Origin of the sequence: Pedobacter aquae (genome assembly GCF_008195825.1) — a bacterium.
GTDB classification, from domain to species: Bacteria; Bacteroidota; Bacteroidia; order Sphingobacteriales; family Sphingobacteriaceae; genus Pseudopedobacter; species Pseudopedobacter aquae.
In genome coordinates, this window is the sequence record NZ_CP043329.1 from 3290652 (window position 1) to 3316752 (window position 26101).

General features: G+C 34.7%; 24 protein-coding genes and 2 pseudogenes. 13 read left to right on the forward strand and 13 right to left on the reverse strand.

Annotation, left to right across the window (positions count from 1 at the left end):
• Positions 1 to 53: 53 nt before the first annotated feature.
• Positions 54 to 1406 carry a DUF6600 domain-containing protein gene (locus FYC62_RS14495; protein WP_149075450.1) on the reverse strand — a complete coding sequence of 451 codons (1353 nt, stop codon included), beginning with the start codon at positions 1404 to 1406 and terminating at the stop codon, positions 54 to 56.
• A 237-nt stretch (positions 1407 to 1643) separates the two neighbouring features.
• Between FYC62_RS14495 and FYC62_RS14500 the strand changes: the two genes are divergently transcribed.
• Positions 1644 to 2357: an SAM-dependent methyltransferase gene (locus FYC62_RS14500; protein WP_149075451.1), complete on the forward strand. Its 714-nt coding sequence runs from the start codon at positions 1644 to 1646 to the stop codon at positions 2355 to 2357.
• Entirely contained in the window at positions 2357 to 3394 is a 1038-nt protein-coding gene (locus tag FYC62_RS14505) for a hypothetical protein (protein WP_149075452.1), read from the forward strand. Before FYC62_RS14500 ends, FYC62_RS14505 begins: the two co-directional genes overlap by 1 nt.
• A gap of 113 nt (positions 3395 to 3507) precedes the next feature.
• Here the strand turns inward: FYC62_RS14505 and FYC62_RS14510 are convergent, their stop codons facing one another.
• From FYC62_RS14510 to FYC62_RS14530, 5 genes and pseudogenes are all read right to left on the reverse strand, one after another.
• The gene (locus tag FYC62_RS14510) at positions 3508 to 4509 is read right to left on the reverse strand and encodes a Gfo/Idh/MocA family protein (RefSeq protein ID WP_149075453.1); all 1002 of its coding nucleotides are present in this window, start codon (positions 4507 to 4509) and stop codon (positions 3508 to 3510) included.
• 17 nt (positions 4510 to 4526) lie between these two features.
• Positions 4527 to 5135, reverse strand: coding sequence for a tRNA-(ms[2]io[6]A)-hydroxylase (gene miaE / locus FYC62_RS14515; protein ID WP_202594452.1), 609 nt, complete (start codon positions 5133 to 5135; stop codon positions 4527 to 4529).
• 14 nt (positions 5136 to 5149) lie between these two features.
• Positions 5150 to 5722 carry a nicotinate (nicotinamide) nucleotide adenylyltransferase gene (nadD, locus tag FYC62_RS14520; protein ID WP_149075454.1) on the reverse strand — a complete coding sequence of 191 codons (573 nt, stop codon included), beginning with the start codon at positions 5720 to 5722 and terminating at the stop codon, positions 5150 to 5152.
• A 9-nt stretch (positions 5723 to 5731) separates the two neighbouring features.
• Positions 5732 to 6303: pseudogene (gene gmk / locus FYC62_RS14525) on the reverse strand (guanylate kinase).
• A gap of 73 nt (positions 6304 to 6376) precedes the next feature.
• The gene (locus tag FYC62_RS14530) at positions 6377 to 7252 is read right to left on the reverse strand and encodes a YicC/YloC family endoribonuclease (protein ID WP_240534752.1); all 876 of its coding nucleotides are present in this window, start codon (positions 7250 to 7252) and stop codon (positions 6377 to 6379) included.
• 113 nt (positions 7253 to 7365) lie between these two features.
• Between FYC62_RS14530 and FYC62_RS14535 the strand changes: the two genes are divergently transcribed.
• The 6 genes from FYC62_RS14535 to FYC62_RS14560 all read left to right on the forward strand — a co-directional run bounded on the left by FYC62_RS14535 (position 7366) and on the right by FYC62_RS14560 (position 11335).
• Complete coding sequence (locus FYC62_RS14535) at positions 7366 to 8061, forward strand: hypothetical protein (protein ID WP_149075456.1); 696 nt, start codon at positions 7366 to 7368, stop codon at positions 8059 to 8061.
• Between the two features lie 211 nt (positions 8062 to 8272).
• Complete coding sequence (locus FYC62_RS14540; RefSeq protein ID WP_149075457.1) at positions 8273 to 8737, forward strand: hypothetical protein; 465 nt, start codon at positions 8273 to 8275, stop codon at positions 8735 to 8737.
• Between the two features lie 162 nt (positions 8738 to 8899).
• A complete protein-coding gene (locus FYC62_RS14545; protein WP_149075458.1) occupies positions 8900 to 9271 on the forward strand; it encodes a hypothetical protein in 372 nt (123 codons plus the stop codon).
• Between the two features lie 63 nt (positions 9272 to 9334).
• Positions 9335 to 9709 carry a hypothetical protein gene (locus FYC62_RS14550; protein WP_168199457.1) on the forward strand — a complete coding sequence of 125 codons (375 nt, stop codon included), beginning with the start codon at positions 9335 to 9337 and terminating at the stop codon, positions 9707 to 9709.
• Positions 9710 to 9713: 4 nt separating this feature from the next.
• The gene (locus FYC62_RS14555; RefSeq protein WP_149075460.1) at positions 9714 to 10220 is read left to right on the forward strand and encodes a serine protease; all 507 of its coding nucleotides are present in this window, start codon (positions 9714 to 9716) and stop codon (positions 10218 to 10220) included.
• Positions 10184 to 11335: a T9SS type A sorting domain-containing protein gene (locus tag FYC62_RS14560; protein WP_149075461.1), complete on the forward strand. Its 1152-nt coding sequence runs from the start codon at positions 10184 to 10186 to the stop codon at positions 11333 to 11335. The genes FYC62_RS14555 and FYC62_RS14560 overlap by 37 nt, the downstream gene beginning before the upstream one ends.
• 207 nt (positions 11336 to 11542) lie before the next feature.
• On the opposite strand, the gene metA is transcribed toward FYC62_RS14560, so the two are convergent.
• The 4 genes and pseudogenes from metA to FYC62_RS14580 all read right to left on the reverse strand — a co-directional run bounded on the left by metA (position 11543) and on the right by FYC62_RS14580 (position 14899).
• The gene (gene metA, locus FYC62_RS14565) at positions 11543 to 12487 is read right to left on the reverse strand and encodes a homoserine O-acetyltransferase MetA (protein WP_149075462.1); all 945 of its coding nucleotides are present in this window, start codon (positions 12485 to 12487) and stop codon (positions 11543 to 11545) included.
• A 109-nt stretch (positions 12488 to 12596) separates the two neighbouring features.
• Positions 12597 to 13325 (reverse strand): ribonuclease III, encoded by a 729-nt coding sequence (gene rnc, locus FYC62_RS14570; protein ID WP_052177047.1) that lies wholly within the window; start codon positions 13323 to 13325, stop codon positions 12597 to 12599.
• Positions 13326 to 13389: 64 nt separating this feature from the next.
• A pseudogene (gene fabF / locus FYC62_RS14575) lies at positions 13390 to 14642 on the reverse strand (beta-ketoacyl-ACP synthase II).
• A 20-nt stretch (positions 14643 to 14662) separates the two neighbouring features.
• Positions 14663 to 14899, reverse strand: a complete 237-nt coding sequence (locus tag FYC62_RS14580) for an acyl carrier protein (RefSeq protein WP_026905281.1) — start codon at positions 14897 to 14899, stop codon at positions 14663 to 14665.
• Positions 14900 to 15044: 145 nt separating this feature from the next.
• Here FYC62_RS14580 and FYC62_RS14585 point away from each other — a divergent pair, with 145 nt between their 5' ends.
• The 3 genes from FYC62_RS14585 to FYC62_RS14595 all read left to right on the forward strand — a co-directional run bounded on the left by FYC62_RS14585 (position 15045) and on the right by FYC62_RS14595 (position 17774).
• The gene (locus tag FYC62_RS14585; RefSeq protein ID WP_149075463.1) at positions 15045 to 15461 is read left to right on the forward strand and encodes an IPExxxVDY family protein; all 417 of its coding nucleotides are present in this window, start codon (positions 15045 to 15047) and stop codon (positions 15459 to 15461) included.
• 187 nt (positions 15462 to 15648) lie between these two features.
• Positions 15649 to 17079: a pyruvate kinase gene (pyk, locus tag FYC62_RS14590; RefSeq protein WP_026905279.1), complete on the forward strand. Its 1431-nt coding sequence runs from the start codon at positions 15649 to 15651 to the stop codon at positions 17077 to 17079.
• Between the two features lie 296 nt (positions 17080 to 17375).
• The gene (locus tag FYC62_RS14595) at positions 17376 to 17774 is read left to right on the forward strand and encodes a hypothetical protein (RefSeq protein ID WP_149075464.1); all 399 of its coding nucleotides are present in this window, start codon (positions 17376 to 17378) and stop codon (positions 17772 to 17774) included.
• 225 nt (positions 17775 to 17999) lie between these two features.
• On the opposite strand, the gene FYC62_RS14600 is transcribed toward FYC62_RS14595, so the two are convergent.
• Positions 18000 to 18977 (reverse strand): helix-turn-helix transcriptional regulator, encoded by a 978-nt coding sequence (locus tag FYC62_RS14600; RefSeq protein WP_149075465.1) that lies wholly within the window; start codon positions 18975 to 18977, stop codon positions 18000 to 18002.
• A 145-nt stretch (positions 18978 to 19122) separates the two neighbouring features.
• On the opposite strand from FYC62_RS14600, the gene FYC62_RS14605 reads away from it, so the two are divergent.
• A complete protein-coding gene (locus FYC62_RS14605) occupies positions 19123 to 21111 on the forward strand; it encodes a T9SS type A sorting domain-containing protein (protein WP_149075466.1) in 1989 nt (662 codons plus the stop codon).
• Positions 21112 to 21467: 356 nt separating this feature from the next.
• Positions 21468 to 24785: a vitamin B12-dependent ribonucleotide reductase gene (locus FYC62_RS14610; protein WP_149075467.1), complete on the forward strand. Its 3318-nt coding sequence runs from the start codon at positions 21468 to 21470 to the stop codon at positions 24783 to 24785.
• A gap of 74 nt (positions 24786 to 24859) precedes the next feature.
• Here the strand turns inward: FYC62_RS14610 and FYC62_RS14615 are convergent, their stop codons facing one another.
• Together FYC62_RS14615 and FYC62_RS17880 are read right to left on the reverse strand one after the other, a co-directional pair.
• Positions 24860 to 25342 carry a hypothetical protein gene (locus tag FYC62_RS14615; protein ID WP_168199458.1) on the reverse strand — a complete coding sequence of 161 codons (483 nt, stop codon included), beginning with the start codon at positions 25340 to 25342 and terminating at the stop codon, positions 24860 to 24862.
• Positions 25339 to 25965, reverse strand: a complete 627-nt coding sequence (locus tag FYC62_RS17880; RefSeq protein ID WP_149075469.1) for a CHAP domain-containing protein — start codon at positions 25963 to 25965, stop codon at positions 25339 to 25341. The genes FYC62_RS14615 and FYC62_RS17880 overlap by 4 nt, the downstream gene beginning before the upstream one ends.
• Between the last annotated feature and the right edge of the window lie 136 nt (positions 25966 to 26101).

The following is a 26101-nucleotide window of genomic DNA, read 5'->3' on the forward strand; positions in this document are numbered from 1 at the left end:
AAATGGCTGCCTTTTTTAAAAAAAGACAGCCATTTTATAAAATTATAAGGTATTTATCTACTCGGTCTTCCAGATCTTGAACTGTTTTCTGAGCTACCTCTACTACTACTTCCTCTCTCACTACTTCCGCCTGATGGTCTTTTACCAGAAGAGCTTGGCGCAGATGGCCTTTCTACTCTTTGAGGAGCAGACGGAGCTCTTTCTGAGCCAGAAGATCTTCTGCTATTATCTCCTGAAGGGTAACTTCTGCTCTCTGTTGGTGTAGAAGATGGTCTTTCTCTTTCTACGCGTTCTGGCCTGTTGTTATCATCAGGTCTAGATGGTGCTGAGTTTCCTGTTTCTGGTCTATCAGAAGAGCTAGGTCTTTCTACACGCTCTGGTCTGCTATTATCATTAGGTCTAGACGGCATATTATTTATATCCGGTCTTTCAGGAGCATTGTTTCTTTCTACACGCTCTGGTCTGCTGTTGTTAGAACTAGACCCCCTACCTTCTGCATTTCTGTTTATCTCTTCTCTACCAGTAGCTCCACTGCTACGTTCTGGTCTAGCATTGTTCTCAGTTCTATCCAAAACCCGGTTATCATTAGAAGAAGATGGTCTTGTACCAGTTTCTGTTCTTGATGGTCTAGAAGAGTTATTAGCTATTGCTCTTGGCGCTGCATCTCCTCTTGCTTCTACCTGCGGACGGTAAACATTCACCGTACCTCTTTCTATCCTAGCAGAACTTGGTCTGTTTGTATCGTTAACTTTATATACCGTAACATTTTGTCTGGTAGCTCTTCTCACATCTTCAACCCTAGGGCCGCTGTTATACCTAACGTTTCTGTTCACTACATAAACATTATTGATAACGGTTGTATTTCTAATAATTACTACATTTCTTCTTGGCTCCCAATACCTTTGATATGATGGGTAATAGATACATCTTTGAGGGATAAAAACCCAATAGTGATCTGGATAATACCTTCTTCCTATATTGATATTAACAGATATTCTTGGTCCTAAAGGTGCCCATCCATAATAACCGCCACCGGTTCTCCATTCTACCCATGCTGGTCCCCATTCTGTATCGGGTAACCAAATCCATCCATCATAGCTATCGTAAAACCAACGTCCATAATGGAAAGGAGCCCAGCCCCATTCAAAATCTGAAACCCAGGTATTGCCATATTCTGTCATTACCCATCGTCCATTGGTATAATAAGGTCTAAAATCTCTTCCAACATTTGGTCGCCAAACGTAGCCGTATTCTTGGTTATTTACCCAATCTCCATGATAAGAAAGCTCATCATAAAAGGTTTGTAAACTAACACTTCTACCTTGCGCTTGGCTAGTGTTAGCACTTAGGATTAGGAATAAGATACTTATCCCCAAAACTGATAAAGATTTTTTTAATCTGTTCATGGTACATTTTCCTTTCCATTTTTTAAGGAATTATTTATAAAACGTTATCAAGAAAGCTTTTCATACAAGCATTGCTATAATTTGACAAGCTTCAGATATTTACAAATAATTGGTTGTTTTAACGGTTACTAAACAACCGTTTATAATAGTAAGACGCATAAGAAATAAAAAGGTGTCAATAAAAATTAGATTTTTTTATTTGCGTATTTCCTTTGTTAAAATCACGTACTTTGCGGTATGACAAAAGGCACATTATATCTTATCCCGGTTGTTATGGCAGAAAATGCTGTTGCAAAGTCTTTAACTCCTTTTTTGGTTGATACCATAAATACTATAGATGAATACATTGTAGAAAACGAGAAAACAGCCAGAAGGTGTTTAAAAGAAGCGGGCTTGAAAACGCCACAGAGTGATTTAATTATTCATGATTACGGAAAACATAGTCGTGGGGGCAGCTTAAAACCTTATTTCAAGGGTTTAGAGCAGGGTAAAAATGTAGGTTTAATGAGTGAAGCTGGTTGCCCGGGTATTGCAGACCCCGGTGCAGAAATTATAGCCGAAGCGCATAAAAGGAATATAAATGTTGTACCCTTGGTAGGGCCAAGCTCTTTATTATTAGCCTTAATGGCATCGGGCTTTAACGGACAAAGCTTTGCTTTCCAAGGATATTTACCTATTGATAAAATGGCCAGAGCTAAAAAGATTAAGGATTTGGAAGGCTTTGCAGAGCGTTTTAAACAAACACAGCTTTTTATTGAAACGCCTTTTAGAAATAACCCCATGTTAGAAGAGATTTTGAGAACATGTAGGCCAGATACTTTGTTATGCATAGCAAGTAATTTAACTGCTGAGGATGAGTTTGTAAAGACTAAATCTGTTGGCGATTGGCGGAAAGAGGCACCTGATTTGCATAAAAAGCCTACCATATTCTTATTATACAGAACAAAATAATGTTTAAACCCGATACAGATGTAAGCATTTACGGCATCAATATACCTGCTTTGTTTTTGGCTGTTGCCTTGAGCTATAATGGCGTATCGGTTTTTATCTGGGCAGAGCAAGAAAAGCCAGATGATTTTCCGGAGGAGTTAATTTTTGACCATTATATGGGTCATTTTTTAAAGCAATTTGGTTATCAGGTAAAAGATAATGCTGATATGATTACTGTTTCTGGCTTTTTAGAACAGAGCTTAAAGTTATTGGCAGGTAGGGTTTGTCCAGTAGTTTGGAAATCATCAGAGAAGAAAATAGGAGAGGATTTTACATCAACATTAACCCTTCAAAAAATATCCAAAATTAATCCTTTAGTGTATAAAGCAGAGGCTTTACTTTTAAATAATAACCTTGATTTAAGCTTTAGAAATATCTTATTGTTAGGCTGGCGAATGAGTGGTTTGATAAATGGTACCCTAAATCAAAAGGTACTTTTAACAGCTGAATTAGAAAAAACATTATTGCAAGAACAATGGGAGCAAAAGGTATTTAAACAATCGGCTTTTAAAAGGTTGTTGGCTAAAATTCATCAGCCTAAGGCAAAAGTTTATCAATTAATTGATGCTAAAATAAACCTCCATTTAAGTCAGGACAGAAGTTTAGAAGCTGGGGAGCTTTTGCCTGATTTTAACTTTTATGATGAAAAAGCTCAGGTAGATATCCAATTACATCAATGGACAAATTACAAGCATTTTTCGGTTATCCTTTTTGGTTATTTATCTCAGCCAAATTTATTTACCGTTTCTCGGTGGGTGCAGTTAAACTATCCGGTAAAACTTTATTATTTACCACCTAGTGAGAGAAACGAGCCCCTATTTGAATTTATGGGCGTAAAACCTGATACAAAACGGACCTTTATTGTAAGACCAGATTTGTATTTGGGCCTTATTCATGATACCATTGATGTTGAGGTGATAGATAATTACCTTAAAAACGTTTTAGAGATGAAAGTTAACCATGAAAAAAGAGATGCTTCTGATGCTTCAATTTTATAATAAAAAGGACAGTATCCTACACATTATGTAAGTCTGTTCTTACGTTTATCCTACGTTCATCTTACGTTAAGCTTATAATATTTGATGAATGATGGTAAACAGGTTATTAGTTCTTACGCTCCATTTATGTTTTTCCAACATTTCTCTTTATCACTAGCAAACATAGCCTCTATAACCTTCATATTGTTTACAGCATCTTCTAAAGGTGTAGGTACATTTGTATTGTCTAAAATAGCTTTAGAAAAAGCATCAAACTGTAAAGTATATTGGTTGGTGATATCAAAGAAAACGTCTTTTTGCTCATCGGCCTTAAAAAGGCTTATTTTAGCTGGTTCTAAAGGTTTGGCATTAAAAGGTATTTCTATTTCTATACGACCTAAATCTCCAATAATATTTACCCTTTGGTAAGGTACCAATTGGGTAGAACAGGTGAAGCTTGATACGCCATTGGCAAACTGCATCATTCCTGATGATATGATGTCGGTTTTCATTACCGGGTCATAATCAATATTAGAAGCCACGTTTAAAGGCTCTGCATCAAATAAAAATCGCGAAAGCGAAATGCAATAGCAACCAATATCCATCAAACCGCCACCCCCAATTTCTGCTTGATTGCGAATGTTCTGCGGGTCTACATTATAATAAGAGAAAAAAGATTGGATAACTTTCAAATCGCCTATCCACTTTTGGTTTACCAGCTCTTTTGCATGTATCCATTGCGGGTGAAACCTATACATAAAGCCTTCCATGACTTTTAGATGAGGATATTTTTTAGCAGCTTCTAAAAGAATTTGGGCTTCTTTACTCGATAATCCGATGGGTTTTTCACACAAAACATGTTTGCCTGCTTCTAAGCATTTTATGCTCCATTCTACATGCAAATGGTTGGGTAATGGGATGTAAATGGCATCTATATCAGCATCATTTAACAGTTCTTCATAAGTGCCATAAGCTTTTTCAATACCTAAAAGTGTGGCTGCTTTTTGTGCCTGAACTAAATTTCTAGAACAAATAGCATCAACCTGAGTGAAGTTACAGTCTTTAAGAGCAGGTAAAACCCTATCGGTAGTAATTTTTGCAGTGCTTAAAATGCCCCATCTAACTTTTTGTGTCATTTTGTTTTTCTTTAGGTTTATCCATGTATAGTTTCGCTTTTTCCGTAGCTTTTGATGATGACGCCCTCATAATCTAACCATTCTTGCCAACGTTTTTCTACATCAATACCCTTACCGTATTTTCTGGCTAAGCCGATGAAAAGCGTATAATGTGTAGCCTCAGAAATCATCAATTCATGGTAAAAAGCAGCTAGTTCATTATCTGCAACATGTTCTGATAGTACTTTGAAACGCTCGCAACTTCTGGCTTCTATCATCGCGGCAAGCAAAAGACGGTCAACCATATTTTCTGTTCTTTGGTTTTCGCCTCCGCCCTTTTTCAAGAATTTCAAGAGCTCGTTAACGTAATTGTCTTTACGCTCTTTGCCAAAAGTATAACCTCTTTTAATGATGATTTCATGCACACGCTTAAAATGGTCCATTTCTTCTTTCACCAATTCCGCCATTTCTTGTACCAATTCTGGCACATTGGGGTTTTGGATAATGAGGGTAATGGCATTGGTAGCTGCCTTTTGTTCGCAGTAGGCGTGGTCTGTTAAAATTTCTTCGATATTACTTTCTACCACATTTTTTACCCAAAATGGGTCTGTTGGTAATTGTAATTTAAACATGGTTTTATCGCTCATAACAGAAAATTAAGCTATTTATACAAACTTTTACTCTCTATAAACTCTAATACTTCTTCTGGTAAGAAATACTGTACATTTTTATTTTCTTTAATGGCTTTTCTGATAAAAGTAGAGGAGATTTCCATCAGCGGAGTTTGGGTAGTGGTTACTGATGGATGATGGCTAAGTTCTTCATCAACATAACCCGGTCTTGGATAAACATAAATATGATAATCTCTTAAAATAAGCTCATAATTTTTCCATTTCTTGAGGCTTTTCAGATTATCTGCACCCATAATCAACACAAAATCATGTTCTGGGTAAATATCTTTTAAGTGCGTGAGCGTATCTATGGTATAAGATGGCTGCGGTAGTTTAAGTTCTATATCGCTTACGCTGATATTCTCGCTCTTCTCGGTAGCTATTTTAGCCATTTCTAGCCTATCATAAACCTGAATAAGGTCTTTTTTATCCTTTAAAGGATTATGAGGAGAAACTACTAGCCAAACTTTATCTAAAGGGGTATGGTTGGCCATATAATTGGCAATAACCAAATGCCCGGTATGGATAGGGTTATAAGAGCCAAAAAATAAACCAATTTTCATTGTTTTAATTTAACTGTTTAAAAAGTTAGCAATTAACTCTTCTGCTTCTTTACAAGCAGTCTCTAAGTCGTTATTTTTTAGAATAACATCAAATTTAGAAGCGTAGTCAAGCTCTTTTTCTGCTTTTTTTATACGTTCTGCAAGTTTTTCTTCAGAGTCTGTACCTCTTCCAGTTAACCTTTCTATTAAAACATCTAAAGATGGTGGCTGCACAAAAATAGCCAAAGCATCTTGCTCAAATTTCTTTTTTAACCTTAAGCCGCCTTCAACATCAATATCAAAAATAACATGTTTATCCTCATCCCAAATTCTTTGTATTTCACTTTTTAAAGTGCCATAAAAAGTTCCGGTATATACCTCCTCAAACTCTACAAACTCATGCTTAGCCACACGGTGTAAAATTCTTCATTACTGATGAAATAATAATCTCTGTTATTTACCTCATCGCCTCTTAATTGTCTGGTAGTTGCCGATATAGAAAAGGAAATTTTATCGGGAAATTTATTCAGTAAATGATGAACGATAGTGGTTTTACCTGCTCCAGACGGTGCCGAAAATATAATGAGTTTGCCTTGTTTCATTCTTTAAAGTTGAAAGTTGAAAGTCGAAAGTTGAAGGTCTAAACTTTAAACCTTGAACTTTTTACCTTAAACTTTATAATACGTTTAACAGTTGTTCTTTAATTTTCTCTAATTCTTCTTTCATGCTCACCACGTTTCTTTGGATATTAGCATCATTAGCTTTAGAGCCCATGGTATTAATTTCTCTGCCTATTTCTTGCGAGATAAAACCTAACTTTTTACCATTAGCATCTTTATCTTTTAAAGTTTTGATAAAATAATCGCAGTGGCTTCTTAGTCTTACTTTTTCTTCTGTGATGTCAAACTTATCTATATAATAGATAATTTCTTGCTCTAACCTGTTGTTATCAATGTTTTCTTTGCCAACAGCATCTGCTAAATAAGTGTTTAATCTTTCTTTAAAAACGGGTACGCGGTTAGGTTCATCTACCTCAACTTTTTGTAAAAGCGTTAAAATATTTTCGATACGTAAAATCAAATCTTTTTCTAAAACTTCACCTTCGTCTGCTCTAAATTTTTTAAAATTCTCTAAAGCAGTCTGAAAAGTGGCTAAAACCTGGTTCCATTCTTCTTCAGAAACAGCATTCTCATCATATTTTACCACTTCGGGTAAGTTGATAGCCAAGCTTAACAAGTTGTTGGTATTTTCACCTAGTTCTAAAGCGGTATTTTTAAGCTCTTGATAATAATATTTCAATAAATCTTGGTTGATGGTGGCTGCTTTAGCACCAGCATTATTACTTTCTATATTGATAGAAAGCATTACTTTACCTCTTTCTATTTGCTTATTGCACTCGTTTCTTAGGAAAAATTCTTTTTCAGAATAGGCTTTTGGTAATTTCAGGTTAAGCTCTAAAAACTTACTATTAAGAGACTTAATTTCTACGGTGTATTTTCCGCTGTCCAGATCTTTGGTTGCCGATCCGTAACCAGTCATTGATTTTAACATTTGCAAAGATAAAAATTAATCTATTAAATGGATGGTGCTTTTCTATATCCTACAAATGTTAAAAAAGCTAAAACATAGGGCGCTTAAGGAAGTTAATCTTAAATTTAAGGTCTATGAGGTATCTGCTGTTTTTCTACTTATGCTTTGCGTTGCTGCCTTGGTCTTACGGGCAAGAGCAGTTTATCCTTAAAGGTGTTGTTTTTAGCGATTTAAACAAGCAAAGATTACCTTATGTGAATATCATCAATCAAAGGACACAAGCGAGTTTAAAAAGTGATGAATGGGGCGTTTTCTCTATTCCAGCACAAATAGGCGATACGATTTTGATTCAGAAAGAAGGTTTTCAGGAGTTTAGTAAAAACATCAGCGCTAAGCAAAATTTGGTAGTGTATTTAAAAGGCGTTATCAAGTTAGAAGAAGTGGTGGTAACGCAGCCTTCAAAAAAAGCCGACCAAAAAGAGGTTTTAGACGATTTTAGAAGTAAAGGTGTTTATTTTAATGGTAGTCCGCCTTTGTTGTTTTCTATTTTTCATCCTTTAACAGCTATACACGAGCTTTTAAGTAAAGATGCTAATAATGCACAAAGGTTTGTACAATACATCAGCAGAGAAAATGCCGAAAGTGCTGTAGATAGGAAGTTTAATAAATGGCTGATTATGAAACATATTCCTATAAAGGATGAGGATGTAGCAGAGTTTATGTTCTTATACAGACCTAAACCCAGCCAAGTAACCTATTGGAATGATTATGATGTGATTAAGTATATTAAGGATTCTTACGAGAAGTTTAAGAAAAGAGAATCTAGATGAAGAGCTTATTATTCTATTTATAGGATTGTACTTGATTAATGTTTCTTAATAGTTGTTTAAATTTTATATTAAAATCATTTCATTGTAGCAGTTAACCCATAAGATTCGTAATTAATTTAGTTAGGAACTTACTATCAATGAAAATTTTTGCCCAATGCTTTTATTTAAGAAAAAGCTGTTTATAAGTTGATGCTACTAAAATTTTTACTTTATGAAAAACTCAAGACTCCTTTTATTTTCTTTAATTGTAGCTACTTTAACTTTTTCTGGATGTGATAAACAAGAGACAGATTGTGGCTTTCTTAGTTTTGAAACTGTCGATTTCAGAAATTATCCTTCTTTAGGAATTGTTAATGGTGATGAGGAGGATAAGTATCTAGTTATTAACTCTAAAGCTGAATTTGATGAAAAAGTGTTTATTTCAGAAGAAGATAAAGAGCGATTTCATTTAGATTATAATAAGTACACGCTTCTTCTTGGAAAAAAAAGAATTGGAGGGATACCAGGAGGTTTAATCAGCCAGACATGGCAAAAAGAATGCGGAAGTACTAACTACATTTATAAAGTTGATATAAAGAATGGAGGTTATACTGCATTAGGTAATTTTTATTTTGGTATTATCGTAGATAAGGTTAGCGCCGATGAGGTTATGTTTGATGTTAATTTAAGCGAATAATATCTAATTAGATTTAATGCTAAATTATTTTAAATACTATAAGCATTAACTTGATTCCGAAACTATTATTAACTGTATTTTTTTTCTGATAATCAACGTATTATCTTTAAAACATAATTTTGACTAAATTCAACTAATATCTAACTAATAATATCCTACAATATGAAAAATTACATTATAATCTTACTATCTATAATATTAATAAGCTGTAAAGAAACAAATAGCTCTTTTATAGAAAGTGATAATTTTAACGCATGTGGAGTTTCTTCATTTAGTCAACTTAATTGGGCTCAGGATCTTGTAGCAGGTAAAGGGGCATGTAGTCAAATTTATTCAGGGGCTAAACTTACGATGTATGATTACATGGGGGTGAAAGTTTTTTATTTTGAAAATTTAGCATCATCCACAGGTAGTTGTAATAGGATCTTGTATAATTGTTCGGGTATGATTTTAATATCAGCTAATTCTGAGCAAAGCATTTGGACGGATTTTGAAAACAACAAAACTAACGGTAAATTAATATGGAGTATATAAGAATCTGAATAATTATCAAATCAATCAAACATCATGAACTTAAAATTTAAAATTATTATAATTATGGTAGCCATAAACATAATTGGAGCTAAATGTAAAAAGGAAGATTATAATGAACGATGTACTAGTTGTGAAAAACCATTATTTGTGCAAACATTTAAAAATATAAATGGTGAAATTAGAAAAGTTGTTAATCTTGAATATAGATACAATAATAATCAGTTTTATATTCTGGTTGATGCTGAAATATCGCTTCCTCAAATTTATACTAATATTAATCAAAAGTATGTGAAACTATTTTCTTGCTCTGCCTCAAATTATACTGATGTAGATATAGGAAAGACAGTTCAAATTTCAGGAAATCTCTTTAATTGTACCACTGCCAATCATGGTGCGCCTACTAACAATCTACATACTTTTTTAATTTATAATAATTGAGATTATGAAAAAAATTCTCTTTATAGCTGTAATTTTAATCTCAATAAAACTGAACTCTAAAGCTCAAACAACTAATATTGTAGGAGGAACTATTATAGATATTAGTAATGTTCCTTGGCAAGTATCTTTAAAAAATATTTCAGCTGGAAATCAACATTTTTGCGGAGGTTCAATTTTAAGTAATACTTGGATACTCACGGCTGCTCATTGTGTGGTAGGTATTAATGCCAATAATTTAAAAGTTCATGCAGGCTCTTCTAATCAGACTAACTTATTGGAAGGTCAATATATTCAAGCAAGTGAAATAAAGATACATCCTAACTATAATCCACTTACCAATGATAATGATATTGCGCTTATTAGATTATCCTCACCTCTTTCTTTCAACGAAAATGTCAATTTAATTGAATATGCAAATGATTGTAATTTACCGGATAATTATCTTGACCCCGGTAATATAGCTTCTTTAAGTGGATGGGGGCTACAACAGGTAATCCGCCTTATGTTGTAACGTCTATGCTGAAAAGTGTTCAAATGCCTATAATATCTAATATTGATGCTAATAATTTGAATGGAAGTAGTATTAATGTTACCTCTAATATGTTAGCATTTTATCAGTCTGGTTCTGGTGCTGCTCCTGGGGATAGTGGCGGTCCTGCAATTATAAATGTTAATAATAAGCCTATTTTAATAGGTGCTTCTAGCTGGGGTTTATTACCTAAAGATCAGAAACCTACTATATATACAAGAATTAAAAATTATGCAAATTGGATTAATCTTAATACAGGTGTTAACTTTTCTCATTATTCAGTTTCAGGCCCTTCCCAATTCTGCACCACTACCACCTACCAAATCCCAAACTTACCTAGTGGTGCAACCGTAACATGGAATGCTACAGGTAGCATTAGCATTTCTGGTTCTAACACAGCAAACCCTGTAAATATGAGCAAATCTATAGACGGCACAGGAGCATTAACAGCAACGGTAAATACGGCATGTGGAAGTTTTAATTTGTCTAAAATGATTAACGTAGGAGCACCCACTTTAGGAATGCCTAGTTTTACAAATTTAGATAATCAAAACCCTTATTGGTGTTCAAATAATTCGGGTAATTCTTTTACTATAGAATCTAATGATCTTAGTTCTACATATGAAGCAAGGTTATTAGCATATCCATCTTTAAATGTATATGCTACCAATAGTAATGCTTATCCTGGATTTGATGTTTTTGGTTATGTTCCACCTGGTTATTATGTTTTTCAATTAAGAGCCACAAATGCTTGTGGTACATCAGCTTGGGTAGAAACAGAGGTAGAATCTGTTTATTGTACAAGCGATTGGGAAAGCAATAATTTAAATGTTTATCCAAACCCTGCTAAAGAAACCCTTACCATAACTTATGAAAATACAGAAGGAATGCAAGCTTTTGAACTATCAAAAACAGCATCAGAAGAAAAACACCTACTTCTTTTTGATGATAAGGGTAAGGAAGTTAAAAAGGATATGATGAAGGCAGGAGATACTAAATTGGAATGGGATATTAAAAACCTTCCAAGCGGTCGTTATTTTCTACATATAAAAGAAGACAAGGAAGTTATCAAAAAGCAAATCATCATCAAACATTAAGAGATTGTTATATCCAAACAGGAGGCTGCCTCAAATCACCACTTTGTGTCAGGCTGAGCGGATTCGAAGCCTTTTCTTATCCTTCGACTCCGCTCAGGATGACATTTCCTTCGACTCACTGTCTACCGGACAGACAAGCGCTTAATGTGACAAATATGATTTTTGAGATAGTTTGCTGTTTTACTTAAATGTTTTATAAATACCTTCTTAACTATTCACTTTAATATCACCCAAATGTTCTACATCTTTTAAATCATAAGGTGTTTCTTGGTACACAAAATAGTTTAACCAATTATTGAAAAGCAAATTGGCATGGCTGGTCCAGCATACTAAAGGTGGGTTTTTAGGGTTGTTAGCCACATAATAATTTTCTGGCATGGCTATATCCAAACCTTTTTTAGCATCTCTTTTATATTCTTCATGCAAGGTTAAAGGCGCATATTCAGAATGTCCGGTAAGGTAAAACTCGCGTCCACCTCTGGAAGAAATAATGGCAACACCAGCATCTGCAGATTCTGATAAAATAGAAACCCCTTCTTTATTGGCAATATCCTCTTTTCGCATGGTGGTATGGCGACTGTGAGGGATAAAAAACTCATCGTCAAAACCTCTAAACAAAGGGTTGGTTTTTTCTGTTGCGCTATGTTTATAAACGCCAAATAGCTTTTTATCTAATGCAATTTTCTCTACACCATAAAAATGGTAAAGTGCTGCTTGCGATGCCCAACAGATATATAAAGTTGAGGTTACATGTTTTCTGGCCCAATCAAATATGGTGGTAATTTCTTTCCAATAGGTTACTTCTTCAAATTTAAGCATCTCTACTGGCGCACCTGTAATGATCATCCCATCATAAAAGTTTTCCTTGATATCGGTAAAAACTTTATAAAACAGTTCAAGATGTTGTTCTGATGTATTTTTAGATTTATGCGAATCTAGCCTTAAGAAAGTTACTTCTACTTGTAAGGCATTGTTAGAAAGTAACCTAACAAAATCTGTCTCAGCAGTAATTTTTATAGGCATTAAGTTAAGAATGAGTACACGCATAGGACGGATATCCTGTGTATTGGCTCTTAAATCATTAATCACAAATATATTTTCCTTTTTTAGGATTTCTATTGCTGGCAGATTATTTGGAATCTTTACGGGCATATACTATTTAGCTTTTCTGCTTATTGAGCGGCAAAAATAACAAGATTAAACAGGAACTTAAAAATTAAAACAGTTTATGACATCAAAGAGAGATGAAATTACAACAAGCTTAGATAGCTAGTAGCTCGCAAGTTTTTTCAGCAGCTAATTTTTCGGCACTTTTCTTATTAAAATCTATACCAGTAGCCATAGGTTCATTATCAATAAGCACCTGTATAGAGAAAAGCTTTGCATTGTCTCCCTCCTGGTTGGGGACAAGTTCAAACACAATATCCTTAGAGTGTCTTTGGCACCACTCTATTAATTTACTTTTAAAATTAGTTTCGGTTTGTTCTAAGGTGTGTATGTCAATATGAGGCTTGATAATCCTTTGGATAAGGAAATCTTTGGTGAAATTATAACCTTTATCTAAATAAACAGCTCCAATTAAAGCTTCAAAAGCATCGCCCAATAAAGAACTTTGTTTTGAGGTAATGTTTACGGTAGTAGGGTCAAATTCTATCAGCTCGTTAAAGCCTAATTTTTTACCCAATTGGTTTAAATTTACTCTGCTTACAATTTTAGAGCGCATTTCTGTAAGAAAGCCTTCTTCTTTGTAAGGGTACATTTTAAAAAGCACTTCGGCAACTACAGCCCCTAAAATGGCATCGCCTAAAAATTCTAACCTTTCATTACTGTTTTTTCCACCACGTTTGATACCTAAAGCAATAGATCTGTGCCTGAAAGCCATCTTGTATAAAGAAAGGTTTCCGGGCACAAATCCTAATAAATTCTTTAGCGCCTTAACGTATTTACGGTCAGGAGAAAGATGTAATTTATAGATTCTTGATAAGGGCATTTATTTAAGCGCTGTACGTATTCATGAATTTATAGATTTACAGAAACGCAACAGTTTTAAATAATTAATCCTCGTACTTTTTAAAGATTACCGATGCGTTATGTCCACCAAAGCCAAAAGTATTACTTAATGCAGCTCTTACTTCTCTTTTCTGAGCTTTATTAAAGGTAAAGTTTAACTTAGGATCAAAAGCAGGATCATCTGTAAAATGGTTGATTGTTGGAGGTATTATGCCATGCTTAATAGCTAAAATAGAAGCTATAGACTCCACCGCCCCGGCAGCACCTAATAAGTGGCCAGTCATAGATTTTGTTGAACTAATATTCAGCTTATAAGCATCTTCACCAAAAAGACTTCCAATAGCTTTTGTTTCGCTAATATCACCTAGTGGGGTTGATGTTCCGTGAACATTAATATAATCAATATCTGCGGTGGTTAAGCCAGCATCGTCTAATGCACCTTGCATTACCAATTTTGCGCCAAGCCCTTCAGGGTGTGGTGCAGTAATGTGGTTTGCATCGGCACTCATGCCGCCGCCAACTATTTCAGCATAAATTTTGGCACCTCTTGCTTTTGCATGTTCTAAACTTTCTAAAATGATAGTTCCAGAACCTTCACCAGCAACAAAACCTTCTCTGTCTAAGTCAAACGGACGAGAGGCAGTTTGTGGATCGTCATTTCTGGTAGAAAGTGCATGCATGGCATTAAATCCGCCTATACCAGCTTCATTAATGATAGCTTCTGAACCTCCAGAAACAATAATATCTGCTTTATTTAACCTGATGTAGTTAAAAGCATCTATTAATGCATTGGTAGAAGAAGCACATGCAGAAACGCATGCAAAATTAGGACCTCTTAAGCCGTATTTGATAGAGATATGCCCTGCGGCGATATCAATAATCATTTTAGGGATAAAAAAGGATTTAATCTTGGTGTTCCGTCGCCTTTTGCAAAATCAGTAATTTCATCTAAAAAAGTTTTTAAACCGCCAATACCAGCACCCCAGATTACTCCGATTCTATTGGTATTTAGGTTTTCAAAATCTAATCCAGCGTCTTTTACAGCTTCTTCAGTAGAAACTAATGCATACTGCACAAACGGATCTAATTTGCGGGCTTCCTTCTTGTCGAGATAATTTTCAGCGACAAAATTCTTCAGCTCACAAGCAAATTTTGTCTTGAACTTCTCTGTGTCAAAACGAGTAATAGGAGCGGCACCGCTTACTCCGTTGATTAAACCGTTCCAATATTCTTCAACGGTATTACCAATCGGGGTAAGCGCACCTAGTCCTGTTACAACAACTCTCTTTAGCTCCATCTATTAGGTTAAGAGTTAAATTACTTTACATTTTTTTCCAAGTAAGCGATAGCCTGACCAACTGTACTGATGGTTTCAGCCTGATCGTCTGGGATAGCCACGTTGAACTCTTTTTCAAACTCCATGATTAATTCAACAGTGTCTAACGAGTCAGCACCAAGATCGTTTGTGAAAGATGCCTCCGGTGTTACCTCATTCTCGTCAACACCTAATTTTTCAACGATGATTGCTTTTACTCTTGAAGCGATATCAGACATAATACTCTATTTTAATGGTTAATTAATTCTGTGCAAAGAAAAATAAATTCTATTAAATATCAAACCTTTTTGTTTTTCCTCTAATTTTGACAAAAAGCAAGCCGATTTATTTAAGGTTTCCTCGGCTAAATTAAACTTTATTATATTGAATAAGAAATTTTTAAAGCTAGAACTTGATTTTGATTTTATCTTAATCTCAATAACGTCTCCGCTTAAGGACTATAGACTATGCTATCACATCAATAAAAACTTACAATTTGAGTTCGAGAAAATAGAAGATTTAGAGATAACTTATGCCGGGGCTGATACAAAGTATTATTCTCGTTACCTGTATCATGTGGATGAGTTTGCACCAGCATATTACCTTATTGCTAATAAAGGTTTAGGGGGATATTTGGTGCCAGAACTTAAAGAAACCGATTATTTTGTATTGATTAAAGAGTTTATTGATGAGGAAGATTTGAGTTTTTTTCTTGAAGGATTAAAGAAAATAGAAGATATTCAGGTGGCGGTAGAAGTGAATCCTAGGAAGCTAAAATCTAAGGAAAATCTTATTTTTTAACAGATGGATTTGAGTTCGTGTAAAAAATACACTACTTTTGAATTAGAATCTTTTTGTAGATTCATAAAATAATTAGACCAAAGACTCAGAATAAAATATATGAAACTATCATGATTTTGCCGATTATTTCTAGGGATATCATCTAAATCATGAGCGCTTCATCACTAATAAAAATTAAAAAAAGCAAATGAAAATTGTTCAAAAAAGGACCAAAATCGTAGCCACTTTAGGCCCGGCTACTTCAAATAAAGACGTTTTATTATCCTTAATAAAAGCCGGAGTTGATGTTTGTAGATTAAACTTCTCTCATGGTAAAGCAGAAGATCACCAAAAAGTGATTGATATCATCAGAGAAATCAATCAAAAATACAAAACCAATGTTGGTATCTTGGCAGATTTACAAGGTCCAAAAATTAGAATTGGCTTAGTAAAAGATGGCGGTATCAACCTGATTAACGGTACACAAATAAAAATTACTACTAACGAGTGTATTGGTGATGATAATCAAATTTACATCACTTATGAAACCTTCCCTCAGGATGTAAAAGCAGGAGAAATTATCTTATTAGATGATGGTAAACTGCAAATGCGTGTGGTAGAAACTAATAGAAAAGATACTGTTATTTGTGAAGTATTACACGGTGGTATATTAACCAGCAGAAAAGGTGTAAACCTTCCAAACACTAAAGTTTCTATCCCTTCTTTAACAGAAGAGGATTTGGTAAACCTTGATTTTGCTTTAGCAAATGATGTAGAGTGGATAGGTTTATCTTTCGTAAGAAAAGCAGAAGATATTATAGATTTAAAGCGTATCATTAGCAGAAGTGGTAAAACTTCTAGGGTTATTGCTAAAATAGAAAAGCCAGAAGCTATTGATAACATAGACGCTATTATTGAGGTTACAGATGGTGTAATGGTTGCCCGTGGAGATTTGGGTGTTGAAATGCCAATGGAGGAAGTTCCGGTTTTACAGAAAATGATTGCTCAGAAATGTAATAAAGCATCAAAACCTGTAATTGTAGCTACGCAGATGTTAGAGAGTATGATTACTACTCCGCGTCCTACCAGAGCTGAAGTGAATGATGTTGCAAACTCTGTGTTAGACGGTGCAGATGCAGTGATGTTGAGCGGTGAGACTTCTGTAGGTGAGTTTCCATTAATCGTTATTGAGACGATGAGCAAAATCATCAACCATGTTGAAAATACTTCTTATCCGTATTACAAAAACAAAGAATTAGACGAGAGCTGTCCAACTTATATGGCTGATGCGGTTTGTAGTTCTGCCGTATTTTTAGCAGATAAAACCAATGCAGAAGGTATTGTTGCGATGACATCTTCTGGATATACAGCTTTCCAAATCTGTAGTCACAGACCAAAAGCAGGTACTTATATTTTTACATCAAACCGTAATTTGTTAAATACCCTAAGTTTACTTTGGGGAGTAAGAGGTTTTTACTACGATAAGTTTGATAGTACAGACACCACCATTAGCGAGGTTAACAAAATCTTAAAAGCAGAGAAGTTAATTGAGTCTGGCGATATCATCATCAACACAGCGTCTATCCCGATTGAGAAAAAAGGAAAAACGAATATGATTAAAGTGAATGTTATTGATTAATAAATTAGCGTTTATATAAAGAGAAACCCAGCCGAAAAGCTGGGTTTTTTGTTTAAAATATTATGATTATTTTTAAACAGAAGCTAAAATAAGCTTCTAAAAGTGTATCTGATTTTAGAAATTGGAGTTATTTTTTTAATGAAAAAAAATAATTTTATAATTGTTTACTTTAAAAAGAAAAACATCATACTGCTGCTACTATTGTTAAACTAGATCCTTTTTAATAAAAATCTATCGTTTTATTAAGATAAAGATGATGAACTGTTATTTTCCAAAACTTAAAAAGCATATACTTTATGAAAAATCTAATTGCCTATTTCGCTGTGTTTTACACAATAATTTTGTCTAGTTGTGAGAAGTCTGATAACCTTAAAGACAATTGCTACCAAGCAAAAGTACTTAATAAATCTACTGGTTGCGGTGGGGTTATCCAAGTTATGAAAGGGAGTCCCAGTTTACCAAATTCTAAATGGATTGGGGACGAAGGTATAAAATATCAAAATTCTTATGCAGTCAGGAGTTTACCAAGTGATTATACTGTAGGCAAAATAATCTATTTGAAGGTTAACGATGTAATAAAAACACCTGACGACCAAATTTTACCAACAATTTGTGGTCCTTTGCCTGAATATTCACTAGATATAGATCTAGTTGATGCTAACTGCGTAATTATAGAAGATTCTGAGGCGCTTTGAAATAAATTATACTACTTTATCATCAACACAGCGTCTATCCCGATTGAGAAAAAAGGAAAAACGAATATGATTAAAGTGAATGTTATTGATTAATAACCGATAAAATAGAAAGAGGCTATTTCAAAAATTATATTTGAGATAGCCTCTTTTTTTATGTTAGTACGTTGTGATAGTTTTATCAAAATTTAAGCTAAAATCTTTTTTTTCTTCTGACTTAAGTTTAGACTAAGAAATTGCACTTGGTCTGATTTGAAATTCTTTGAAAAAGGCTCTTGAAAAGGATTGCGGGGTGTTATACCCATATTTCAAAGCGGCTTCAGTTATACTTATTCTATTTTCTTTGATATCATTAAATGCTCTTTGTAAAACTTGTTTACGATAAAATTTTATGATAGATACGTTAAATAGACTTTGAAAACCTGATGTAAGTTTAAATCTATTTATCCCATACTTTTTGCATAAGTTTTCTACAGAAATATCTTCTAAATCATAAGTGCTTAAATCGCTTTTAATTCCTTGAAGCTTCTTTATATCATCTGCAGAGAAGTATATTTCAGAATTATTTATACAAGAGATAGACTGGAAATAGTAAGCCATTAATTCGTAGGCTTTACACTCCAAATAAACTCTTCTAAAATTTTTAATAAGCCTACAATTTAAAATTTGTTTGATAATAAGGTTTACTTCATTGGTAATATCAAACAATTCGCCAGGTTGTTTACCAGAAAAGAATGCTTTTAAACAAGCTTCTTTTTCTTTTTTTTGAGTTTTATCAAAGAATTTATCTAAACATATATTAAAGGCTTCTTGATCGAATATTAGCGAAGCTACTTCAAAACGCTTTGATTTTTTATACTCTACTACGGATAGTTTACCATCTTCTTGAATAGCATAAATAAAAGATTGATTTTTTTTAAGGTTTACTTCTAAATTACCCTGTAGATGATGAGTTGAGTCTCCAGAAAGCATTAAACTGATTAAAATTTTATCCTGAAAATACTGACTGTATCTCATTTGATAAGTTTCTTCAGGTTTTCCAGCATAATAGGCTAATAAAACTCCAGAAGTTAATGGAATTAATGCAGTATGACTTTCGCCTAAAACAGGAGCCTTAAATTTGAGCATATCATCCTCACAATTTAATCTGGTTACCTCATCAAAAGGGTAATCTTTTAATTCTTCTATGAGTATTGGCGTTTCCATATTTAATTAAAATTTCCGGAAGGTTTTTGTTTTAAATATATAGGAAAATTTCAAAAAAATGCGTTTTGGATAAATCAAAATGCGTTTTGGGTAAACATTTCGACTGTGTGCGCTATAATTTTGAGCAAATCAAATTCAACTAAATATGAAAAAAATATTTACGCTATTTATCGTTTGCCTATCTTTTACCAAAATATCTGCACAAACCATTAGGTATGTAAAATCCGTTGCTTCTGGTACTGCCGATGGTAGCAGCTGGGTAAACGCCTCTTCAGATTTGCAAGCCATGATAGACCTCTCTATTGAAAATGATGAGATTTGGGTTGCTTCTGGTACATACCTACCAAGTAGTCTTATAGCGATAAGAGATGCTTCTGACTTTTCAAATCCAGCATCTAATGATAGAGATAAGACTTTTTTGATTAAAAAAAATATCAAACTTTATGGGGGATTTGCTGGTACAGAAACCGCCCTTTCTCAAAGAAATATTAGTAATAACGAAACCATACTGAGTGGAAATTTGGGTGATAACACAAGTGCTACAGATAATTCTTATCATGTGTTGTCTATAGTTACCCCAGTTGGGCAGAGTTTAAATAATTCTTTAGTTGTTGATGGATTTACCATCACAGGAGGTAATGCAAATTCAGGACTTGTTTATAATAATATTTATCCTAGATATTGGGGAGGCGCTTTATTTATTGCGGCTGATGATTTAAACCTTAATAATACACCTACCATAAACAATTGTAAATTTATAGATAATTTTTCAACAGCAGGAGGAGGAGCAATTGCAGTATTGGCCTTTAATCTCGGATCAGAATCAATAGAAATACAAAATTGTAGTTTTATAAATAATAGGTGTAATTACCAAGGCGGAGCACTTTTTTTCTATTATGATGGGGTAAATACTGGTGAATATAAGGCGAATATTTATAATAGCTATTTCGAAGGAAATTCAGTAAATAATTTTTTTCAAGGAGGTACAAATGGGGCAACTGGCGGAGCAATTTGTGGGTATAAATTGGGCGAATTAATTATTAACCGATGTATATTCAAAGATAATAGTACAACTGCTGGCTTTGCATCTACTGGTAATGGAAGTGCTGTAGGGTTATTGTTAGGAGCTAAATCTACCATCATTAATTCTTTGTTTTACGATAATGATAGAGCCGCTGTTTACAATAAAGAATCAGATTTGAACATTATTAACTCAACCTTATATAACACTAACGGGACATTAATTGAGGTTAACTCTGCTAAAAGTATCGCCCTAAATAATAGTATTATTTGGACAGATAATCCTATTCAAAATGCGATTACTAATGTGAATACAGCTCCTTTATCCTCAACTTTGAATAATAGTATTTTAAACAGTACCCATCAGCTGGCTTTTACAACAGCTCCTGTTAATTTAATCAATACAGCTCCACAATTTTTAAATATCAATACCAAAGATTTTAAGGTTGAACCAAACAGTAGCGCAGTTAATGCTGGTAATAATAGCTTGTATAATTTGGTGGCATTTGGTAATATAGATTTATTAGGAAATAACCGGGTTGATAATCAAATTGATATTGGGGCTTATGAGTCACAAGGGACATTGCCTGTTACCTTAGTAAATTTTACACTCAAAAAAGAGTTGAATAGTGTTTTATTGGCTTGGCAAACAGTATCTGAGATTGATGCTAAAACGTATATAATTTCACGTTCTAATGACGGGATAGCGTTTAAGGAATTAGTTAAAATCAATGCTAAAAATTTTCAACAAAATAATTACGTGTATGAAGATGATAAACCAAGTAACGGGATAAATTATTATCGATTAGAGCAGATAGATTTAAATGGCGAAATAAACCTTTTAGGGATAAAGTCTATAAGTTTTGAGTTGTTAACAACTGAAGTAAAAGTTTATCCAAACCCAACTACTAACGAGGTAATATTAAATTTTAATCAAGGAGATTATCAGGTTTTAAGACTTATTAGTAAAAGCGGGCAAATATTAGAAACCATAGCTGTATCGCCTATACAAAATGAAATGCGAGTTTCTTTGACCAAGTACGCTAGTGGAATATATTACCTAAGTTTACAAGGAAAGGGAGAGAATTTTTTTAGTAAAGTGCTAAAAGAGTAGCTTTTATAAGTGAACGTTATTGATTAATAAATTAGCGTTTATATAAAGAAAAACCCAGCCGAAAAGCTGGGTTTTTTTGTTTAAATATGACGTGAATCATGTATAAAGTACACTAAACGTTTTTCGTAATCATTTTTTGCGAATTTGCTAGAAAAAAAGAAAAATTTTAGTTTTCCACACTTGTAAACCTCTTGTTATCAGTGTTTTTCTTAGAAAAATATATCACAGGCAAAATTTATAAATCTGGCTGTGGAAAACTCAGAACTGATTATTTATAAGTAGAAATTAAATTTGATAAAAAACTCCTGTAGTTTTTTTAGCAAATAATCAGAATTAGAAAAATTAAAATATCAGTTATGGGAAAATCATCATCAAACAAGGCGGCTACGCCTACCGGAAAAGGGTTGAAATTTGATCGTTACTTTACAGTCGAAGGAAAAGATGTATATGATCTTTTTACGTATGATAAAAGGTCATCGGTAATCAGAAATCCTTCTGGAGACGCAGTTTTTGAAATGAATGATGTTGAAGTACCAAATACTTGGTCTCAAGTAGCAACTGATATCTTAGCTCAAAAATATTTTAGAAAAGCAGGTGTACCACAAGCAGATGGTTCTTTAGGATCAGAAAAAAGCATTAAGCAAGTGGCACATCGTATGGCAAATTGCTGGAAAGTTTGGGGAGAGCGTTATGGTTATTTCGCTTCTGCTAAAGATGCGCAAATATTTTATGATGAAATTGTTTACACCATTGTTGGGCAATTAGCTGCACCAAACTCGCCACAATGGTTTAATACCGGTTTACACAGTTCTTATGGTATTACAGGTGGTCCTCAAGGTCACTATTATGTAGATCCAAAAACAGAAAAATTAGAAAAATCAACCTCAGCTTATGAGCGCCCACAACCACATGCTTGTTTTATCTTATCTGTAGAAGATGATTTGGTAAACGAAGGTGGTATTATGGATTTATGGGTTCGTGAGGCTCGTATTTTCAAATACGGTTCTGGGGTAGGCACAAACTTTTCCAGAATTAGAGGCGAGAACGAAAAATTATCTGGTGGAGGTTACTCTTCTGGTTTAATGTCTTTCTTAAAAATAGGTGACAGAGCAGCTGGTGCTATAAAATCTGGTGGTACTACCAGAAGAGCGGCTAAAATGGTTTGTTTAGACCTAGACCATCCGGAAATTGAAGGCTTTGTTAACTGGAAAGTAGAAGAAGAGAAAAAAGTTGCTGCTTTAATAGCTGCGGGTTATTCTTCAGATTACGAAGGAGAGGCCTACAGAACCGTAGCAGGACAAAACTCTAACAACTCGGTACGTATTCCTAACGAGTTCTTTAGGACGCTTGAAAACGGCACTGGTTGGAATTTAACTGCTCGTTCTGATGGCAGGGTTATGAAAACCATTGATGCTAAGAAGTTATGGGATGATATCGCTTTTGCAGCTTGGGCTTGTGCAGACCCTGGTGTACAGTATGATACAACCATTAACGAATGGCATACTTGCCCTGCTGGTGGTCGTATCAATGCTTCTAACCCATGTTCAGAATACATGTTCTTAGATAATACTGCTTGTAACTTAGCATCTATCAACTTACGTCATTTCTTTGATTTAAAAACGTTAGTTTTTGATGTAAAAGGTTTTGAACATGCTTGCCGTATTTGGACAACAGTATTAGAAATTTCTGTATTGATGGCTCAGTTCCCTTCTAAAGAGGTAGCTCAATTATCATACGATTACAGAACTTTAGGATTGGGATATGCCAATTTAGGTTCTATGTTAATGGTTGCTGGTATCCCTTACGATAGCGATAAAGCAAGAGCATTGGGTGGTGCTATCACAGCAATTATGACGGGTACTGCTTATGCAACATCTGCAGAGATGGCCAAAGAGTTAGGTACTTTTAGCAGATATAAAGAAAATAAAGATAGCATGTTAAGAGTAATGCGTAACCACCGTTATGCAGCTTATAATGCTACAGATGCTTACGAAGGCTTAGAAATTGCGCCTCCAGGAATTGATCAAAAAGTATGTCCTGATTATTTATTATCAGCAGCTTGCAATGCTTGGGATAAAGCAGTAGAAATGGGCGAAAAATACGGTTACCGTAACGCACAAACTACGGTAATTGCACCAACCGGAACTATTGGTTTGGTTATGGATTGCGATACTACTGGTATTGAGCCTGATTTTGCATTAGTGAAATTCAAGAAATTATCTGGTGGTGGTTATTTCAAAATCATCAATCAGGCTGTTCCTGCGGCTTTAAGAAACTTAAAATATAGCGAAGCAGAAATTGAAGCTATTGTAAATTATGCTAAAGGTGCCGCTAGTATTAAAGGTGCGCCACATGTTAACCCTGATTCTTTAAAAGCAAAAGGATTTACAGAGAACGATTTAGAGAAATTAGATAAAGCTATCATCTCTGCTTTTGAAATTAGCTTTGCATTTAACGTTTGGACTTTAGGTGAGGATTGTTTACAACGCCTTGGCTTTAAAGCTGAGCAATATAATGCTCCTGATTTTAATGTGTTAAGATCTTTAGGCTTTAGCCGTCAACAAATTGCAGAGGCTAACGAATACATTTGCGGAACCATGACTATTGAAGGTGCGCCTTTCTTAAAAGAAGAGCATTACCCAGTGTTTGATTGCGCAAATAAAAATGGTGCTAAAGGCGTAAGATATATCCATGCACATGGTCATATTAAAATGATGGCTGCTGCACAACCTTTCTTATCTGGAGCAATTTCTAAGACAATCAATTTACCAAACGAAGCACAGGTAGACGAGATTAAAGATTGCTATGAGTTATCATGGGCATTAGGCTTAAAAGCAAATGCGCTTTACCGTGATGGTTGTAAACTATCTCAGCCGCTATCTACAAAATCTGATGCAAAAGATGATGATAAATTAGAGACTGTAGAAGAAGTTCTAGGCAAAGCCGCAGAATTAAAATTAAGCGATTTAACTCCAGAACAAGTATTAGAAGCAGCAAATGCCATCTTACAACGTTCTGAGGATACGAGCTTTATGAGACAATTGTCTAGAGTTGTACAGAAGAAAGTAATGCCTTCTAAGAGAAGAGGTTTTACCCAAAAAGCTAGTATAGATGGCCAAACCGTTTTCGTACGTACAGGCGAATATACTGATGGTACTTTAGGAGAAATCTTTGTGGATATGCACAAAGAGGGTGCAACTTTCCGTTCTTTGATGAACTGTTTTGCTATAGCCGTGTCAGTAGGTTTACAATACGGAGTACCTTTAGAAGAGTATGTAGAGAAATTCACTTTCACAAGATTTGAGCCTGCAGGTATGGTGAGTGGTCATGAGAACATTAAATCTGCAACATCAATTATTGATTACATGTTCAGAATGTTAGGTTATGAATATTTAAACCGTACAGATTTAGTTCATGTGATAACAGAGCAAAAAGCTGTAACAGGAAACCCACAATTAGAAGATACAGATGTAAATACTGATGCTACAAATGTTTATACGCCAGCACCAGTTCAAGAAACTTTTGCTTCAACAGCTAAGAAAGGTTTATCATTAGATATTTCTATGGGTGCACAATCTGATGCTCCTGCTTGCAGCAGCTGCGGACATACTACCATTAGATCTGGTACTTGCTACAAATGCTTAAATTGCGGAACTTCTATGGGATGTTCTTAGTTTAGAAATAAAATAAAATTTAAAAGCCCTGCAAATCATCATTTGTAGGGCTTTTTTATGTTTTAATAGGCTATTTAAGTTTTTAACTTGCACCAAAGGCCTAAAACCACCAGGCCTAAGAAAATCATAGCCAGTAGGATTCCGGTAAAACTCCCTTTTCTTTCTACTTCTTTTTCTAATGTTTTAGTTGTGCTTTTCTTTAACAATTCTTGTTCTTGCTGTTGGGCTTTAACCGTACTGCTTTGCTGTTGATGGCTTTGTTTTACTAAACTGTCTTTGCTGCTGCTTTTATAAACTTTTACTTTGATATAGCCCGGTTGCTGCTGCAAGCCACTATCTGGATGCCAATAAAAGAGTTCGTCCATTTCTAAGACCATACCTTCTTTCACTTGCTGGAGTGTGGCGTTTATCGTACTGCTTTTACTTTGCAGGCTATCTTTTAAAAATGTAGCCTGTTTGGTTTTTTCCAATGCGGTGATGAGCTGCTGATACCTGGACTTTTGACTCGAACAGGCTGTTAACAACAGTACCATCATAAAGGTGCTTAGCTGCTTCATCTTGTTTCCCTCCTTGCTGTCACCCAATCTGCCACTGCATATAAAGTACGTTTAAGCCTGCGCTTACGGTACACCCCATCACCTTCTCTGCTTCCGGCTTCATTGGTATTCCCTTCAACGGTGATGATGATACTCTCGCCCCAAGCATCTATAAAACCGCAATGGGCAATGCGTTTTTTGGAGGCGTACCAAATGCCAAAAACATCTCCTGCCTGTGGCTGTATCTCTTCTTGCTGCCAGCTATTTTTCCAGATGATACGCTCTTGAGGTAATAAAGCAGGGCTCCATGCGCTACGTGGATTGCTGATACCTGCTTTGCCCAAACACCAGCTTACAAAGGCGGCACACCAAGGATCACCTTTTTTATTACCGGTATAATGCAGATAGGTTTCTACCCGGTGGCCATCATTCCTATTACGCTGTTCACGTACTCCTACTTCCTGGTTATAAAGTGATTGGAGTAAGATCCGCCTCTCTTTTTCTGAATCCTTTTTTGGTAGTGACCCCTTTGCCGAAAGCTCAGTTAATGGGCTTTGCAGACCTAAAATATTGCTAGCAGGCAGCCGATAGCTGCTAATAATAGCAAGGCAAAAGATGCCCAGTACAATACGAATTGTTGCCATAAGCTTAATTGTTTAAAGTGTGGAACCATGTGTTGAAACGGAGGCAAGCCCAGTCTGTTCCAACTGCTATTGAGTAGTCGCCAGTTGAGCAGAAGGAGCAAGATAAATACTAAAAGTGCTATCAGGTGGAGATTCC

Coding starts and splice junctions, on each gene's coding strand:
- FYC62_RS17880 (WP_149075469.1), bottom strand. CDS start 25,965: ATGGCAACAATTCGTATTGTACTGGGCATCTTTTGCCTTGCTATTATT.
- FYC62_RS14535 (WP_149075456.1), top strand. CDS start 7,366: ATGAGGTATCTGCTGTTTTTCTACTTATGCTTTGCGTTGCTGCCTTGG.
- FYC62_RS14530 (WP_240534752.1), bottom strand. CDS start 7,252: ATGTTAAAATCAATGACTGGTTACGGATCGGCAACCAAAGATCTGGAC.
- FYC62_RS14580 (WP_026905281.1), bottom strand. CDS start 14,899: ATGTCTGATATCGCTTCAAGAGTAAAAGCAATCATCGTTGAAAAATTA.
- FYC62_RS14610 (WP_149075467.1), top strand. CDS start 21,468: ATGGGAAAATCATCATCAAACAAGGCGGCTACGCCTACCGGAAAAGGG.
- FYC62_RS14510 (WP_149075453.1), bottom strand. CDS start 4,509: ATGACACAAAAAGTTAGATGGGGCATTTTAAGCACTGCAAAAATTACT.
- FYC62_RS14495 (WP_149075450.1), bottom strand. CDS start 1,406: ATGAACAGATTAAAAAAATCTTTATCAGTTTTGGGGATAAGTATCTTA.
- FYC62_RS14545 (WP_149075458.1), top strand. CDS start 8,900: ATGAAAAATTACATTATAATCTTACTATCTATAATATTAATAAGCTGT.
- FYC62_RS14505 (WP_149075452.1), top strand. CDS start 2,357: ATGTTTAAACCCGATACAGATGTAAGCATTTACGGCATCAATATACCT.
- FYC62_RS14605 (WP_149075466.1), top strand. CDS start 19,123: ATGAAAAAAATATTTACGCTATTTATCGTTTGCCTATCTTTTACCAAA.
- FYC62_RS14555 (WP_149075460.1), top strand. CDS start 9,714: ATGAAAAAAATTCTCTTTATAGCTGTAATTTTAATCTCAATAAAACTG.
- FYC62_RS14540 (WP_149075457.1), top strand. CDS start 8,273: ATGAAAAACTCAAGACTCCTTTTATTTTCTTTAATTGTAGCTACTTTA.
- metA (WP_149075462.1), bottom strand. CDS start 12,487: ATGCCCGTAAAGATTCCAAATAATCTGCCAGCAATAGAAATCCTAAAA.
- FYC62_RS14595 (WP_149075464.1), top strand. CDS start 17,376: ATGAAAAATCTAATTGCCTATTTCGCTGTGTTTTACACAATAATTTTG.
- FYC62_RS14500 (WP_149075451.1), top strand. CDS start 1,644: ATGACAAAAGGCACATTATATCTTATCCCGGTTGTTATGGCAGAAAAT.
- FYC62_RS14550 (WP_168199457.1), top strand. CDS start 9,335: ATGGTAGCCATAAACATAATTGGAGCTAAATGTAAAAAGGAAGATTAT.
- miaE (WP_202594452.1), bottom strand. CDS start 5,135: ATGAGCGATAAAACCATGTTTAAATTACAATTACCAACAGACCCATTT.
- rnc (WP_052177047.1), bottom strand. CDS start 13,325: ATGCCCTTATCAAGAATCTATAAATTACATCTTTCTCCTGACCGTAAA.
- FYC62_RS14560 (WP_149075461.1), top strand. CDS start 10,184: ATGGGGGCTACAACAGGTAATCCGCCTTATGTTGTAACGTCTATGCTG.
- pyk (WP_026905279.1), top strand. CDS start 15,649: ATGAAAATTGTTCAAAAAAGGACCAAAATCGTAGCCACTTTAGGCCCG.
- FYC62_RS14615 (WP_168199458.1), bottom strand. CDS start 25,342: ATGAAGCAGCTAAGCACCTTTATGATGGTACTGTTGTTAACAGCCTGT.
- nadD (WP_149075454.1), bottom strand. CDS start 5,722: ATGAAAATTGGTTTATTTTTTGGCTCTTATAACCCTATCCATACCGGG.
- FYC62_RS14600 (WP_149075465.1), bottom strand. CDS start 18,977: ATGGAAACGCCAATACTCATAGAAGAATTAAAAGATTACCCTTTTGAT.